This window comes from Psychrobacter nivimaris, assembly GCF_904846365.1.
Lineage (GTDB): Bacteria > Pseudomonadota > Gammaproteobacteria > Pseudomonadales > Moraxellaceae > Psychrobacter > Psychrobacter nivimaris_B.
Genome location: NZ_CAJHAL010000030.1, coordinates 22,882 through 39,745 on the forward strand (window position 1 = coordinate 22,882; position 16,864 = coordinate 39,745).

Below are 16,864 nucleotides of genomic sequence, written 5' to 3' on the forward strand. Positions count from 1 at the left end.
AGTGGAGCAGTTTTTAAAAGTGACGCTATTAATAGTCGTATACTAAAAACATATACGTTTAACATTGTTCATTGTATAAACACAGATAAAGAAAACAACTATGACTGAATCTACCGACAGATTAGATAGTACTAAATTGAATAGCGTTGAATCGGCTAGTACTAATATTGCTGACAATAAAGTACCTATAGCTGTGAGTAGTACACATCAATCAATTGACTCTAAAACTATGAATCACACGCCTAAAGCTATGTACGTAACTTCAGGCAACTCGATAACACCTAAAGGTAAGTTGGATAAAATGCCAAAAATGGTTGCCAATGGCAGTCGCGCTTTTATCTGGTATTTGTTGGCGATAATGGTATTAATACTTGATCAATGGACTAAGTGGTTGGCCGAAACCAAGTTAACTTTTAATAATCCTGTACCGGTTATTGAACCATTCCTCAACTGGACACTTGCTTATAACTATGGAGCAGCATTTAGCTTTTTAGCCGATGCTGGTGGTTGGCAGAAGTGGTTTTTCTCAGGTATAGCATTGATAATGGCTATTTTTTTGACGGTTTATTTAATCAAAGCACCACGCAAAGCCAAGCTATTATCTATGGGTTTAGCATTAGTGCTTGGCGGCGCAATTGGTAACCTAACCGATCGTTTAAGACTCGGTAAAGTGGTCGACTTTATTCATGTGCACTATGCTGATGTCTGGAATTATCCTATTTTTAATGTTGCGGATATAGGTGTCTGTGTCGGTGTAGCGTTGATTATAATTGATATGATGTTTTTGGAAAGTAAGCGTAATGAATAAACATGTAAATGTTGATCAGTACAAATAAAAAGAACTAGCGTCATAGCTGCTTTATACGGAAAGATACTATTTATACTCAAGTGTGTTTATAAAAATGCGAACTGGAATGTGATGTATGATTAATACAAACACTCTCTCATTCTATGTACTAAAACCCAATGCATAATTGTATGCGAGTGAACGCAGAATGATTTTGAAGTGGCTAGACGAAGACGTGACGTGCTAAGTGGTAGATGGCAAAAACCAGTAATTCAAAGCTCTGTACAAAGCTATATACTTATAGGCTCAGCTCTCAAAATGAAAATGCTTCTTTGAGCAATACCTGCGGGCGTACTCGGCTCACTCTTACCGTTTGGCACGTTTATATCCGATCGTTTACTAAAAAATAATTTATAGACAAGTGGAAGTAAAGGAGCTTAGAACAAGCCCTGCTACAAACGTATTTTATTACTCAAGGTTACTTTTCTTAATTAAATCACAAGCCACCATTAAATAACATTGAGCATAAATTAATCACCATAAAATTTTAATTTAGACCCAGTATGAATAATCTAACACTCTACTCACTTTTCCAATTTATCTTACATCCTGTTGACAAACCCATCTTGTTTAAAGACCAAACAGGTTTTGTCATTGCAATGGATTTCCTATTATTCTAGGGTATAGGTTATTGATAAAAATAGCTTATATTGTATATAGCAGTATATTTTTTGAGGATATTTTTTACAGTGAGATGATAAACTATAGTGCTAAATTATGAATAATTAAAGTGGTAGGTTTTTTGTTTGAATTAAAAACAGTAGGGCTTTTTGCCGTTACTGCTCTAGCAGAGATTATAGGTTGCTATTTGCCATACTTATGGCTGAGAGAGGGTAAGTCAATATGGCTGCTTGTCCCTAGTGCGCTTAGTTTGGTTGCTTTTGTATGGCTACTGACTTTACATCCAACCGCCGTTGGCAGAGTTTATGCCGCCTACGGTGGTGTGTATGTAACAATGGCAATTCTTTGGTTATGGGCTGTTGATGGTATTCGACCAACGACATGGGACATATTAGGTACAGCAGTGGCACTTCTAGGCATGGCTATTATTATGTTTGCACCTCGCAATACATAGAATACGGTTGTTTTAACCATCACGTACTAAAAACTCCACTATGGCTGGTACATTCTCTCTAGCACTGCGGCCAGCACCAATCAGAGTGGCAGAACCTGGGCTTGCCCAGTCGCCATAACAGAGGTTATGACAAACGACGTTGGTAGAAAAAGTCAGTTTTCACTGGTTCTATTTAAGCATACTCCAAGGGGACCATCTAAAAGGCATCAAAAACCGATTAATAGACGACTTAAAATAGACTGCTGTAATGGAGATGCTTATAACAGACTATTGTACGTATTTATGTTTATAAGAGCGTATCTACGAGCGTTTATCAAAGAATAAGATGCCAAGCGTGCCAAAAATGAGCTTATACAGTTTGCTACTGATCATGGTCACAAAATTGCCGCCTTCTATGTTGAAAACGAGTCAGGCGCAACTTTAATACGTTCACAGTTAATGTAACTGATTGATGACGCCCATGAAGGCAATATAATTTTGGTTGAGCAGATTGACCGCTTAGCACATTTGAACCAAGCTGATTGGGATACTCTCAAAAGAATGCTATTAGAAAAGAAACTGGCGGTAGTATCAAAAGAGCTACCGACCTCTTATATAACTCCTCAATCTGATAGCAGCACTGAATTTATGAGCAGCGTATTACAGGCCATCAATTCGATGATGCTTGATATGCTCGCTGCTATTGCTAGAAAGAACTATGAAGATCGACGTAACCGTCAAATGCAAGGTATTGCTCGTGCTAAGGTAGAAAGCAAATATTCAGGACGTAGGAAAGATACCGAGAAGCGTAAGATTATCGCTAGCTTTCTGAAATCTGGACATAGTTATTCTGAAATACAAGCTACAGCTAAGTGCACGCGTCAGCTGATAGCTACTCAAATACTCAAATACTCAAATACTCAAATACTCAAATACTCAAATACTCAAATACTCAAATACTCAAATACTCAAATACTCAAATACTCAAATACTCAAATACTCAAATACTCAAATACTCAAAATTATTTTGAGGATCTGTAATAATCCTTGTCAAATAAAAGTGGGCTGTTATCAAAGTTCCTTTAACATATTCTATTTTTAGTAGTTTATTAGCTTAAATAGGATCAAGAAAAATATTGATTACGTTTCAGGTTACAGTATTTTAGCCGAATCTTTTATAAACGAATCATTATCGCAACGATGATACTGATACTAACTTGAGCTTGATTGTCAAGGCAGACTTTCCTGCGTATAGCAGGGTTTGTTCTAACTATTCAAACCATCTGCTTCATCTTTAAAGGTTTCTACAACCACAGAGAAAATATCGTCCCAAACCTCATCATTTGTTAAAAATGGATAATCCTTCAATAGCTTATTACTTTTAGCACCCTTATTCTGTAGCATGCTGCGAATGATTCTATCGGCATAGCTGTTGGGCATCTCAACAACCTCTTTTATCGCCAGTCGTGCATGGTCATGCTTTCTTAGGTACTGTGACTCGTTGTGCATCTCTTTTTCAATAACATGAGCAATTAGTCTTGATAAATACTGAACGTGAGGCGTTAGTTCCATAAAGCACCATGCAGGTTGAATGAGGTGAGTGTTTTCAAAATTTAAGTTTGAGCGAATACCATCGGGGTAAGTAACCGCCTGTTTATCAAAGCTGTAATGATCACGGATTTGCTTCATAAGCGGCACAGAGACACGGTCTAAAATCTTATCATAGGCATGACGGTCTGAGGGGTGTTCAGCAATGGCTTGTGATATAGGTAGGATAATCGGCTCATGAATGACCTGGTCTCGCCTGAGGACATCATTAATTAAGAAGCGATGTACACGGCCATTGCCATCCGCTAGCGGATGAATATACACAAAGGAAAAGGAGACAACAGCACTACGCATCAGTGCTGATTGTCCCTCAGTCTTTTCCATAAATACCTGTAACCCTTCTAGCTTATTAGCAATGTCATCAGCTGGTGGCGCGATATAGTGCACAATTTCTTTAAAGCCATTGACCTGAGTATGCGAGACAAAAACTGGTGATTGACGGACACCATACTGCTGGATAACCGTTTTGCTACCGAGTATCTCTTGTTGCAGCTCGGCTAGTGATTCAGGATCAAGCGGAATGTTACCGGTGCCGGTACGCCGCGCCATCACATCGGCAAAACGTTCAATACGTTTTAACTCTTTTCCCTCACCTTCTATAGTAAAGCTGGCTTTACTCTCTCTTAGTGTCATCCATACGGAGGCGCGCATCAGTAAGTCTTGCCCAAATTCATCGTTAAGTTTGTCAACCATCGTGGCAATATCAAGTGTAGCTGCTTGCGTAAAGGCCTCTGTTTTCACCAGCATCGGACAGAAATGACGGGTTCCTGCTAGATTGTCATTGATACGCCAGCGAGCGTTCTTGATGACCTGCGAAGGACTTGAAGTAACCAATTTCTTAGCATCTAAAGCATCCACATAGTTACCACCTATATTACTTGGTACCTCTAAACGCTTATCCATGAGCCATTCATATAAGAAAGCCATTCTACGGGCATAGCTGCCTGTCGGCTCAGCGTTTACCCATGCTTGTACGTCATCAGCACCTACCTGCTCAAATAGACGAACCAGTAACTCTAAATTCAGTACTTCATGACGCATGTGAAACTGTAAGTGCGCAATGATAGTGTCCAGTGGACGCGCGGTTTCCTGATAAGCGTTATGAATGACGTCACCGTCTTTATAGGTTTGTCTGCGTCCACCGATACTGCTGCTGACATATAAAGGGGAAACCAGCTCAATACTGGCATAGCGGACAAGCCATGCTGCGCCAATAGGATCTGAGGTAGGGGTATTCATCATGAGTGGCTCAAGCGATTATAGATAAGCCATTTTGCGCAAAAACAATTATGAATGCAATATAATGATTATAATGAAGCATTATTGCATTAAAACGATTTTCGTATGACATTGCGATACCTTTAGATTAAGACAAAAGAGCATGTTGAATCAATTGCCTACAAACATTAGCGTCTGAAAATACAAACAGAAAATATAGGTCGATATTTAAAATACCTCAACTATTAACCTGCTTTAAGACACGATAAACAGTAGCTACGCCAACACCAACCGCCTTAGCGATCTCTTCTTTTGTCATATTGTTTTGACTGGCCAATTCTTTAATACGATTGTGTTTTGCGGTATTGGCTTTCTTACCAGTGGGTTTATAGCCACTGTTGGCCAATCCTTGTTTAATGCGCTCTCTACGCTTGTCATTATCAAGCTTTGCCATGGTCGCTAATAAATCGATCAGCATATCGTTAATCACTTTTAGGATCTCACCTGTCATACCGTCACTCATCGTATGTGTGGTTGGTAGATCAGCCACCACCAATCGTAAGCCCTTATCTTTGATACGCTGCTTTAGAATCGAAAAATCAACTTGAGATAGTCTGCTTAATCTATCTACGCTTTCAACCAATAAAATATCGCCTTGCTCGGCGTCCTTTATCAACTTAGCTAATACTGGTCTATCGAGCTTTGTACCACTGAAGTGCTCAACGTAATCAACATAGCTATCACCATAGCGGCTACTGAAGGCAACCAAATCTACTAATGCTCTAGTAGCGTCTTGATCCTTAGTGCTGGCTCTCACATAAATACGAACGGTCATAACGCCCCTCTATTACTTAGACTTGATAATTAATGTTCATTGATAATATCAGGATATTACTATCGTTTAATTGCTAAGATAAGTCAAATGATAGATAGATTATCGTTTAGAGGTTTTATGTTTTGGGTATAGACTAATGGTAGACCGCTTAGCACTTTTAAATCAGTATGACTGGGACATCTTAAAAAATCCTGTCTGAGAAAAAGCTAGCGGCAGTATCAAAAGAGCTGCCGACTTCATATATGGCCTTGTAGCCTGCAAACAATACTGAGTTTATGACTAGCGTATTGCAAGCCATCACCTCAATGGTGCTTGATATTTTCGTTGATATTGCTAGAAAGAACTATAAAGATCGGCGTAACCGTCAGATGCAAGGTATTGCTCGTGTTAAGACAGAGGGTAAATACTCAGGACGTAGGAAAGATACCGGGAAGCGTAAGATTATCGCTAGTCTCCTAAAATTTGGGCATAGCTATTCTGAAATACAAATTACGGCTAAGTGCTCGCGTTAACTGATAGTTGTTGTAGCTAAAGAAACGGAATGATACTCAAATACTCAAATACTCAAATACTCAAATACTCAAATACTCAAATACTCAAATACTCAAATTCATTTTTCTCTTACCATCATTTCATAATGTGCAAGATGGTTAGTATGCTTGAAGATATCTTTAAATATGCGTTTGTATTCATCTATAGTTGAGCTTTGGTCATCAACGTACAAGTCGTCTGGTATACAGTGAGATCCATCATTAACCCAACATATAAGAGATCTACAAATCAATTGCTCGTGAGTACATGAGAAGCATGCCAAAATGTCATTATCCTCAATCCCTCCAAGGATCTTGAAATAATTTTCAATGATACGTCGCATAGAATTTTGAAGTGTTGTTTGAGACGTTGAATCTTCTCTTAACTCTTGCCATAAAAGCTCATAAGAGCTTTTTATAGGGTTTTTATTATAATAGTTTTTTATGCTCGTAACATTTCCAACTTTTCTAAGATTCCAGAAGTTAGCTCTACAGCTGGCTTTTAGTTTGTTACTTGTATAGGAAATTTCTTTATGAAAATATACATTATGAGTCAGGACTATTAGTTGTTTTATCTTGTGGTTGCTATCATTGTTTATATCGTAAATGATATCTTTTACTAAGCTACTAACAACAAATAGGATGTTACTATCTAAGCTTGATATAGGGTCATCAATAACGATCACTCGGTTTGAATTTATCGTACTTTCTGTCGATCCACCTTTGCAAAGATGATAAAAATAAAGAAAAGTTATAAAAGAAACTTCACCTTCACTCAACGTTTCATTAGCAATAGAACCATCATTTCTCTTTAATTGATAGTGTTTGTTACTATCTGGACTTTCCACTATAGAAAATCCCGTAAACCCGAAGTAACTCAAAGAGCTGTTTATATCATCAATTGTTTTTTTAGTATTCGTCTTTTTCTGAGATAGTTGTGCTATCTCTCTATTTATTTTCTTAATGTTAGCTTCCGTCGTCGCTAGACGCTCATTAATACTCCTAATAGCACTATTAGCATTTTTACTCTCCCTATTATATTTCTTTAGATTATCCTTATTTAGTTCAGCTATGTATCGCCAAGAATTTCTTACTAGTTCTGCTTTTGAAGCACCTAATCTTGAAACCAATGCATTTTGTTTATCAATCAGGCTATTTGCTTCATTAATAATTTTCTGTAGTTGCCCGATTTCAGTCATAGTGACATCTATGTCGATAACCCTGTTAGGTTTCTCTAACTTGCTAGCTATAAGGTTTATATTTAATTGGATTTTAGTTCTAAGTTGAGCCATAAACCGTTCAAACGAAACCGAATCGAAAGCATAGGAGGTTTTAACTTTGTGAGCGTCGGCTATCTGTTGGAATGAATTGAGCAACTTATCTGAGTAGCTGGTATATGCATTTTGCAAAGACTTTAATAGATTTTCTTTGATTGTGTAGTTGTTATCAAAATAACTGTGAATATCTTCTCTGAAATTATGGTCTATTGTGTCCTTTTGACAGAATGGACATGTTTCCACATTATCTTGGAGATAGGTCGATCCTTCACGTACCCAAGAGCTGATATTCAAACTTTCTATCAGTGCTGATATGTTAATGTCACCTTTTCCTACAATGATCTCTTTCCAAATATCATTGTTCTCTACCTGATCTAGCCCTGATGAAGGGCTTATAATCTTTGGCAAAGACGAAGGAGCCTTGCCATAAAGAGTCTCTGACTGTTCTTCTAATTCCTTCAAATCTAGGAGTGCTGCTGTGCCACCCAATTCGATCAAACTTTTCGCAAAAAAATCCTCTTTCTTCCCAAGATATCCCGATAGTGGGCTTTTTAAAGCATTTTTTCTCAACTCTCCGCTATCAAACCAGACAGCATCAACGACCTCTTTCTTTAAATCTAGTAAGTCTTTTTTCTTATCTGCTAAGCTTTTTCCTAGTCCGAAACTTACTTTTTCTAAACCTTCAACTTCATTTTGTTTTTTTAAGATCAATTTTTCGTTATCTATATCGTCCTCACCAATTGTAAACACCCCGTTCAAGCTGGCATTATTGAGTATATTTTTCTCTTTAAAATCCTTATTATAAACATGAATATCAAGGGGTCTATCTGACAACCATCTTATTGTACAGTTGGGAGAACGAGTTCTTAATAGATTAGAAAGAGTGGTTTTTCCACTTCCATTGGTTCCATATATAAAGTTAATCTTACCTAAATCATTACAACTAATGCCTGACTCATTGTAGGTAGCAATATTTTTTACTTGGAAACTTTCGATCATAACGCTATCCGTATAGAAAGGTCTTAGTGTATTTTGATAAATAAAAGTATACTAAATTCGTGTAAATATAACTAAACCACCCGATGCCTCTTAAAGTTCTCAGCCTGCTCAAATATCTCTTTGTAGACCTCTTTGGAATCTACAGGTGGATAGCCCCATTCATCGAGCAATACCATCAAATCAAACTGTAGCTCAGCTTTGATGTCATCACGCTTGTTCCAGTCAGTGTATTTAGCCTTCTCATCGATGAGCTTTTTCACTTCTTTAGACAGCTCAATCAGCTTGTCCTCTGGATAAGTGAAATCGTACTTATGCGCCAATGATAGCAGAATGTCATAAAACGCTTTTTCTTCAAAGTCGATACCCATCTCACCAAACGACGCCATCTCAACCCGTAGCTCGTTATACAGCTTGATGATCTCATCAGAGAAATCACCAATGACTTCAGCGCGCAGTATGTCTTGTTCGTCACGGTCGTTATACTTCTCAACCAAAGCATTCATCTTCTTACTGAAATCAACGCCCTTCACCTTGTTGGTCTTTTTAAGCTCACCAATGGCTTTAGCGAGTAGCTGCTGTAGTAGCTCTAGCTTGGTGTTGGGCTGCTTAATCACTTCAAGCTTGGCTAAGTAGTCTTCATCGAAGATATCAATTTCACCGTCAGTGTTATCACCCAGCTTAAAGATCTCTTCAACGCCATCACTCATCAGCGCGTCTTTGACCAGGTCACGTACCTTTTGGTTCATCTGCTCAACGTCAGGTGCACCGCCAGTAGTGATTTTAAAGATAATGGTACGAATGGCTAGGTAGTAATGAATCTTATCTTTGTGCGCCTTTGTGAGTGCTTCACTACCCACACAAATATCATAGGCAGACTTCAGACGCTTGGCCAAGTCCATAAAACGCTTCTCTAGCTTCTTAGATTGCAGCGCAAAGTCAGCCGCCGCATTTAAGCAGTTCAGCTGCTCTAATGGCGTGCCGTTAAAATATAGGCTAGAGTCGAACTTATGATAGACGGTATCTAGTAGATCCAAATGGTCTTTGACCACCACGACTGACTTTTGAATATCGTCTAGGTTTTGAACCTGACCACTGGTGTAATGTGAGAGCGCTTGGTTCATCTGCTTTTTGATGCCGATATAATCAACGACTAACCCGCTTTCTTTGCCTTCAAACTTACGGTTGACCCGTGAGATAGTCTGAATCAGGCTGTGCTTTTGTAAGGGTTTATCAATGTAGATGGTATCGAGAAAGGGTACGTCAAAGCCTGTGAGCCACATGTCGACGACGATGGCGATCTTAAAGTTAGATTTGCCGTTCTTAAACTGACGATCAAGCTCTTTGCGGTAGTCTTTATTACCCAGATTGTCCCACATGCCTTTTTCATCATCCTTGTTACGAGTCATGATCATCTTGACGCGCTCCATGGGCATGACATTTTTCTTATCACTCTCTGACAAGGTTGAGCCTTCCTCACATGCTTTTACTTCGTTCCATTCAGGACGCAGCTCTATAATGTCTTTATATAACTGATAGGCAGCTTCCCGGCTGCTACAGACAAACATCGCCTTACCTTTTTGCGTTGTGCCCTCTTCTACTCGCGCTTCATAATGTGTCACAAAGTCTTCAGCAATGGCACGGATGCGGTCAGGGTCACCAAGTATGGTGGACATACTCGCCATGGCTTTTTTGCTTTTCTCTATCTGATACTCATTGGTGCCAGCATCTGCACTTTCTTGATAGTATTTCTCTACTTCGTCAAGCTGCTTGCTATCGAGTAGCACCTTGGCAGCGCGACCTTCATAGACAATACGCACCGTGATTTCATCGAATACTGACTCAACCATGGTATAGCTATCAATGACTGGACCGAAGACATCAAGGGTGGCATCAATCGGCGTACCTGTGAAGCCAACGTAAGTGGCATTGGGCAATGAATCATGCAGGTACTTAGCGAAGCCGTAGCTCTTCTTGACACCGTCTTCAGTGACGGTAATCTTCTGCTGAAGATTAATCTGGCTACGGTGTGCTTCATCTGAGATACAAATGACGTTGGTACGCTCAGTCAGCAACGCTAAATCTTCAGTGAACTTATGGATGGTGGTCAAAAACACACCGCCACTTCTGCGACCTTTTAACTGTTCGCGTAGATGCGCTCGACTTTCCACACTGATGATATTCTCATCACCGATATAGGTCTTAGCATTGGTAAAGGTTTCAGACAGCTGACCGTCTAAATCAGTGCGATCAGTGATTAAAATAATGGTTGGACTGCCAAGCTCAACGTCGCGCATCAGCAGACGCGCTAGAAACAGCATGGTATAGCTCTTACCACAGCCAGTGGCGCCAAAGTACGTACCGCCCTTTCCATCTCGTAAAGCATCGCTCTCGTCAAACTTGCCGTTTGCATCAAGCACTTTCATATGACGTTTAATATTATCAAACAGTTTGGTGGCTGCATAATACTGCGGGTAACGACAAACGATTTTTTCTTCCTTGCTGGATTTGTCAGGCACATAGATAAAATTGCGGATGACATCGAGCAAACGCGCTTTATCAAATAATCCGCTCATCATGCTCAGTAAGGAATGGATGCCGTCTTTCTCTAATTTCTCATCGCCAGTGACTTTGCGCCAAGAGTAGTAGAACTCATACGGGGCAAAGAACGAGCCCATCTTTGAGTTGACCCCATCACTGATGACACATAGGGCATTGTATTTAAACAGCTCTGGAATATCGCGCTTATAACGGGTGGTCAGCTGGGTATAGGCATCAAACATGGTGGCATCTTCACGAATGCTGCTCTTAAACTCAAACACTACCAGTGGTAAGCCGTTGATATAAAGAATGCCATCAGGAATACGCAGCTCAAAGCCTTGTATCTCCATTTGATTGACGATACGAAAGCGATTGTTATCGAGTGCTTCATAATCGATGAGCTGGATGTATAGGTCTTTTTGGGTATAGTCCTCACGCTTCAAGAAAAACCCGTCAGCGACAAACTTCATGATGGCTTTGTTGGTATCGTACAGATCAGACGCAGGAAGGTACTCAAGCTTATGAATGATGGACTCAATCTCATATTCTGTGATCAAGTCATCTTTATAACGGGTGGCTAGAAACTGTCGAAGATCAGGCTTAATCAGCACATCGTCAGGATTACGGTCGAGTGCTTCGCCAACCGTATGTGGATAGCCCTCAGATGCTAGTAGCTCGACAATGGCTTGTTCAAGTCGGTCTTCGGTGAATTTCAACTATAAGTCCTTTTTATTAGTCTATATTATCTTTATCAACGATTAATACGCCAGTTCACGGCTAAACCAAAGCTAAATTATTCATAAGCCTTTTTCACCGGATTGAACTTCACGATCTTGCTGTAATTGACACTATTGATACGCTCATAGTCGTCAGTAGGTTTATCGCCTTTATAAGTCAATTTAATAGGATAATAAGTAGTGTTTTCAGGCATGACTTTAAAAGCAACATCATAGCTGTAGTACAGAGGTGAGTCTTCCTCATAATTCCCAGCATTACTTGAACCAGCATCACCTAATGTATATACATCAATAAATGCATTTTCAGATAAATATAGGACATCCCACCAGGTATCCGTTGTTCCAGTAGAGGTATAACTATTCATAAATATACTGCCCATTAGGTTTTTCCCCAACGGCTGTAGGCCGTTCTGAATATCTTCGGCATAAAGTCCAACTCGCCCCCAGCTAGTAGAAAACTCCACGTCCTTTGGTGTTTTACTTACCAATTGAAACTGGCCGTTACTTAGCTTTTGAAAACTGTATAAATCAGCTGTTGCACCACAAACATGGCAAGAAACCAATGAACCATTATTGACTTGCACTTTTTCGATGATGGCCAAATAACGTGGCTCACCTGCTACATTTTTATAAGGCAATACCGGATGCATTAGAGCAACTGTTCTCTCTCCATCGCTATCAATACTGTCTAAACCAATATTTGGCATCGACTCAATATATTCATCATCAATAAACTCATAACCCATACGACCACTATAGAACTCACGCATGACTTCTTTAAAGCTCAAGTCCTTGATTTTGACCTGAGCCATTTGACTGGCAGAGAAAGCAGGAGCGGCAGCCATTGCAGGAGTTACTGATAAAGCACCTAAACTAAGCACCAAACTAAGTAAAAGCTTCTTCATCTTGAACTCCATTAATGATTATATTTTTGGGATAAACGTTTACTATCAAAAGCTATATAGCTTCATCCACAAGTGCTTCAGCATCTGGAATGCGTAGCTCGCCCGACATTAACTTGGGTAAAAGGGTGTCACGGAGCTTGGCAACAGTTTCGATACCAGTGTTGTTTTCAGCTATTTTTGCGAAACTACTTTTAACAACTTCCTGAAACTTATCTAAAACTATTTTTGATGGCAGTATCTGAGCTAAGTTATGGACATTATTTCTATTTAGGGAAGGTACAGCTGAACCAGAATTATATTTTTCTAAATCCAATGTCTGCAAAAAGAAATAAGCATGGTATGGGTTTGATTGGTTATAATTTTTTACCCACAAAGTAGTATTAAGCGGCCAGTAATTAGCATTTACAAAACTTACAACTCCAAGTTTTCCACTTCTCCCTGTTATCACACCAGGCCCTTTAACTTTATACTCATCATGAGTGCCATCTTGACCGCTAGCTGCCATTAATGGGTAAAGTCCATCAGTGCGTTTTGTCTTTGGTAAATCAAAACCCCTTTGCAATTCAAACATATTATCTAAGGAACCAGCTTCCCAACCCTTCGGAATCCAGCCCATTTCTTCCGTAAATTCAAATTCATCAGGGAATAATGCCTGAATATCTGAACTGTCTTTTTCCTTAATCGCTTTACGCTGCTCAGCACGTTCGATAAATTCATCAGGAATGGCATTACCAGCTGCGAGCGCGTTATCAATCACTGGATCAAAATCAACAAACCAGCTCTTAAACAACGTCTGCGCCATGGCCTCTAGCGTTTCGTTCATTTGTCGGTTTAGCTCGATTTTGTCGTCTAAAGAACCAAGGATATGAGCAATATTGTTTTGAGTATCTAAATCTGGTTTAGGAATACCTAAATTTTCTATCATGCTTTTAGTTAAAGCATGTCGAGTTGCACCTGCACTTGCATAATTTAATAGTAATTGTTGTACTTGCGGTGATACTAGTTGATACCTTAGATATGAAGGATTAAACGAGCTTTCTTTAGGTCTAATTATTGAAACATGCTGATTAACTCTGGCAGGTAAGACCTGATTGTCGACCATGCAAACCCTAGCAACCGAGTCACCAGTGATATTTAGCAAAATATCATTTTCTTCCACGATAACGTTTTTCAGTTTTTCAGCAGCTTCTTCCGTTATAAAGACCAAACCATCTCTTTTAAAACCTTCGTTATAAACATTTTGGCTTCTTATTAGTGTGATTTCACCTTCTTCGAGATAAACGCTACTCCCACCCCTAGGCGTTGCACCACTACCAATTTTTTTACAATGCTCTACTAATGAAACTACTTCCCAATCATTCGCCATAACCCAACACCTCCAAGTTCTGACGAATAGTTGCATCTAACTTTTCAGACTCTCGCATCTGTGCATATAGCGTTTGGCTTAGCTCCAGCATTTTAGTCTCAAACGGAATGCCATCATCTTCGATTGCCGCAGCACCGACATAACGCCCCGGAGTAAGTACATAATCATTGGCTTTGATATCTTCCAGACTGGCTGATTTACAGTAACCTGCCTCATCGCTATAGGCTTCATAACCGCCAGCTTCCGCCTCACCGCGCCATGCATGATACGTCTTAGCAATCGCCTCAATATCATCAGTAGAGAACTCTTTATGCGTCCTATCAATCATCGCACCGATATTACGGGCATCAATGAATAGCGTTTCACCGCTACGATTACGCAGCCCACGTGCTTGGCTATCAACAGATTTGGCGGCTTTGTCTTTACTGATGAACCATAAGCACACCGGAATGGTCGTGGTATAAAACAACTGACCCGGTAGCGCAATCATACAATCAACAAGATCGTTTTTAATGATTTGCTCGCGTATATCACCCTCACCACTGGTAGTAGTAGACATCGAACCATTGGCCAGTACGAAACCTGCTGTACCGTGCTCAGATAGCTTGGATATCATGTGCAATATCCATGCATAGTTGGCATTGCCCGTCGGCGGTGTCGGATAGCCTGCCCAGCGTGGATCATCAACCAGCTCATCAGAGGCGCGCCAATCCTTTTGGTTAAAAGGTGGGTTCGCCATAATGAAGTCAGCTTTTAGGTCTTCGTGCTGATCCTTAAAGAACGTATCAGCAGCCACATCACCCAAGTTGCTAGAGATACCACGAATGGCAAGGTTCATCTTAGCGAGCTTATAGGTCGTGCTGGTGTACTCTTGCCCATAGATAGACACGTCTTTGGTATTGCCGTGATGACTCTCGATGAACTTGATGGACTGGACGAACATACCGCCTGAACCGCAGCAGGGATCATAGATTTTGCCTTGATACGGCTCAACCATTTCTGTAATCAGATTGACCACCGACTTAGGCGTATAGAACTCACCACCGCCTTTACCTTCAGTTGCGGCAAACTTACCCAAGAAATACTCATACACGCGCCCTACCGTGTCTTCTTCTGGATTACCAATAGTGTCGATGTTATTGACCACATCAATCAAGGCGGCAAGCTTACTGGCCGTTAAGCCAAGACGCGAGAAGTAGTTATCAGGCAATGCACCTTTCAATGATTGGTTGGTCTTTTCAATGGTGCTAAGCGCCGTATCGATTTTAAGCGCGATGTCTTCTTGCTTGGCATTCTGCTGAATGAAGCTCCAGCGGCTCTCCTCAGGCAAATAGAATACGTTGTCTTTGGTATAGGCTTGCACCATGTCGATATGCTTTTCATAGCCCGTATCAATAAGCTTTTGGCGCTGCTGCTCAAAAGTATCACTGATGAATTTTAAGAAAATCAGGCTAAGGACGATATGCTTATATTCTGAGGATTCAACACTACCTCGTAGCTTGTTGGCAGCATCCCAAAGGGCTTCTTCAAAGCGACCGTCTTTTATAGTGTCGTTCTTATTTGCAGGTGTTTTAGCCATGTTTTTTTGTTCTCTATGTTCTGAGGGGCAGTATTAGTTAAAGTTTGAATTCAGTTAGCCAGTTGTTTTAATAGGTATTTATAAAGCTAACCTGTAGAAATATCGGACTAAAACAAATCTAACCTGTAAGAAGTACAATCTTTCTACAGGTTAGGCAGTAAAAGATAGTTTCTAAATAGCGCATAGATAGCGCAACTACGTATAGATTAACAGTAACAAATCAAGGGTAACAATACTCGTTATTAGTCTGTCACTATGAAAAATTCTGGCTGAATGGGAGTTGTCAAAAATCAGCCCTAAAATCCGATAATATGTATAGTTTTTTGAGTTTTTTATACATATCCTTTTTATAGGCATAAAAAATCGGATTTTTTATGCCTATCGCTCAACCAACTTTTCTTCAATCATTTCAGTTAATAGCTCAGTCACTGTCTTTCGGTTATCAAGCGCAAACTTTTTGAATGCAATATACTTATCTTTGTCAATGTTAAAGTTTACTCGTGCCGTTTTTTGAGGACTATCGGTCACGTCTGACAAAGATAACTCATCTTTTACCTTCTTGCTGGGACGACCTGCTGCTAAGCTCATCATTTACTCCTTATCAAAGAATGTTTTAATTTCATTAACCAATGCTGTCATTTCTTGTACCGCATTACTATTCACTGACTCAGTATCAAACACGGTCTTGCCTAATGCTGCGCTATTTGGATAACTTACACGTTGCATAATTCTACTATCTAACACAGGTAGACCGTACTCTAGTAAAACTGAAGCCACATCCTTACCAATATTAGTATTCTGAATTGCCCTAGACACTACAAAGGCTGCTTTTAGTTTACCGTCAGTCATCTCTATACGCTGCTTTACTAAGTCTACTAAATCGCTAGTCGCCCAGACATCGTATGGGCTAGGCTGTACAGGAATTAATACAAAATCAGCCGCCTTAATTGCAGATAAAGCCAAACTAGTTGCTTGTGGTGAACCATCAATCACCACATACTCTTTATCAGAGACGTTTTTTAGATCTTTATCAAGCGTAGGTCTATCGAGACCTATCACTGGTACTGGATTATCTTCATCTACAGCTCGCCAATCCCGTGCACTGCCCTGCTGATCACTATCTACTAGCAATACACTATGTCCTTGCAGCTGCAAGCCACGAGCTAATTGAGTGGCAATAGTTGTCTTGCCACTGCCTCCTTTTTGATTCAACACAGCAATGACTTTCATAGAGCAATCCTAAGTTTGAGTATTTGAGTATTTGAGTATTTGAGTATTTGAGTATTTGAGTATTTGAGTATTTGAGTATTTGAGTATTTGAGTATTTGAGTATTTGAGTATTTGAGTATTTGAGTATTTGAGTATTTGAGT

13 protein-coding genes are annotated in these 16,864 nt (G+C 39.8%); 4 read left to right on the forward strand and 9 right to left on the reverse strand.

The window, feature by feature from the left end; all coding sequences use genetic code 11:
* Nucleotides 1-100: 100 nt before the first annotated feature.
* From lspA to JMX63_RS11825, 3 genes are all read left to right on the forward strand, one after another.
* Nucleotides 101-808, forward strand: a complete 708-nt coding sequence (gene lspA, locus JMX63_RS11815; RefSeq protein WP_057758759.1) for a signal peptidase II — start codon at nt 101-103, stop codon at nt 806-808.
* Between the two features lie 781 nt (nt 809-1,589).
* Nucleotides 1,590-1,922, forward strand: a complete 333-nt coding sequence (locus JMX63_RS11820) for a YnfA family protein (RefSeq protein WP_057762360.1) — start codon at nt 1,590-1,592, stop codon at nt 1,920-1,922.
* Between the two features lie 477 nt (nt 1,923-2,399).
* Nucleotides 2,400-2,942: a hypothetical protein gene (locus JMX63_RS11825; RefSeq protein ID WP_455566974.1), complete on the forward strand. Its 543-nt coding sequence runs from the start codon at nt 2,400-2,402 to the stop codon at nt 2,940-2,942.
* Between the two features lie 225 nt (nt 2,943-3,167).
* On the opposite strand, the gene JMX63_RS11830 is transcribed toward JMX63_RS11825, so the two are convergent.
* Both JMX63_RS11830 and JMX63_RS11835 read right to left on the reverse strand, forming a co-directional pair.
* The gene (locus JMX63_RS11830; RefSeq protein ID WP_082624557.1) at nt 3,168-4,751 is read right to left on the reverse strand and encodes a Fic family protein; all 1,584 of its coding nucleotides are present in this window, start codon (nt 4,749-4,751) and stop codon (nt 3,168-3,170) included.
* A gap of 214 nt (nt 4,752-4,965) precedes the next feature.
* On the reverse strand, nt 4,966-5,562 hold the full coding sequence (locus JMX63_RS11835) for a recombinase family protein (protein WP_201572554.1): 597 nt from the start codon (nt 5,560-5,562) through the stop codon (nt 4,966-4,968).
* Nucleotides 5,563-5,837: 275 nt separating this feature from the next.
* On the opposite strand from JMX63_RS11835, the gene JMX63_RS11840 reads away from it, so the two are divergent.
* The gene (locus JMX63_RS11840; RefSeq protein WP_057758766.1) at nt 5,838-6,074 is read left to right on the forward strand and encodes a recombinase family protein; all 237 of its coding nucleotides are present in this window, start codon (nt 5,838-5,840) and stop codon (nt 6,072-6,074) included.
* 98 nt (nt 6,075-6,172) lie between these two features.
* Here JMX63_RS11840 and JMX63_RS11845 read toward each other — a convergent pair whose 3' ends face one another.
* The 7 genes from JMX63_RS11845 to parA form a co-directional block, all read right to left on the reverse strand.
* On the reverse strand, nt 6,173-8,368 hold the full coding sequence (locus JMX63_RS11845; protein ID WP_057758768.1) for an AAA family ATPase: 2,196 nt from the start codon (nt 8,366-8,368) through the stop codon (nt 6,173-6,175).
* A 71-nt stretch (nt 8,369-8,439) separates the two neighbouring features.
* Nucleotides 8,440-11,622, reverse strand: coding sequence for a type I restriction endonuclease subunit R (locus tag JMX63_RS11850; protein WP_057758770.1), 3,183 nt, complete (start codon nt 11,620-11,622; stop codon nt 8,440-8,442).
* A gap of 77 nt (nt 11,623-11,699) precedes the next feature.
* Nucleotides 11,700-12,548: a hypothetical protein gene (locus tag JMX63_RS11855; RefSeq protein ID WP_057758772.1), complete on the reverse strand. Its 849-nt coding sequence runs from the start codon at nt 12,546-12,548 to the stop codon at nt 11,700-11,702.
* 52 nt (nt 12,549-12,600) lie between these two features.
* Nucleotides 12,601-13,914 (reverse strand): restriction endonuclease subunit S, encoded by a 1,314-nt coding sequence (locus JMX63_RS11860; protein WP_082624558.1) that lies wholly within the window; start codon nt 13,912-13,914, stop codon nt 12,601-12,603.
* Nucleotides 13,904-15,493, reverse strand: a complete 1,590-nt coding sequence (locus tag JMX63_RS11865) for a class I SAM-dependent DNA methyltransferase (protein WP_201572556.1) — start codon at nt 15,491-15,493, stop codon at nt 13,904-13,906. Before JMX63_RS11865 ends, JMX63_RS11860 begins: the two co-directional genes overlap by 11 nt.
* Before the next feature lie 378 nt (nt 15,494-15,871).
* Entirely contained in the window at nt 15,872-16,081 is a 210-nt protein-coding gene (locus JMX63_RS11870) for a hypothetical protein (protein ID WP_057758776.1), read from the reverse strand.
* A gap of 3 nt (nt 16,082-16,084) precedes the next feature.
* Nucleotides 16,085-16,723, reverse strand: coding sequence for a ParA family partition ATPase (parA, locus tag JMX63_RS11875; protein WP_057758778.1), 639 nt, complete (start codon nt 16,721-16,723; stop codon nt 16,085-16,087).
* Between the last annotated feature and the right edge of the window lie 141 nt (nt 16,724-16,864).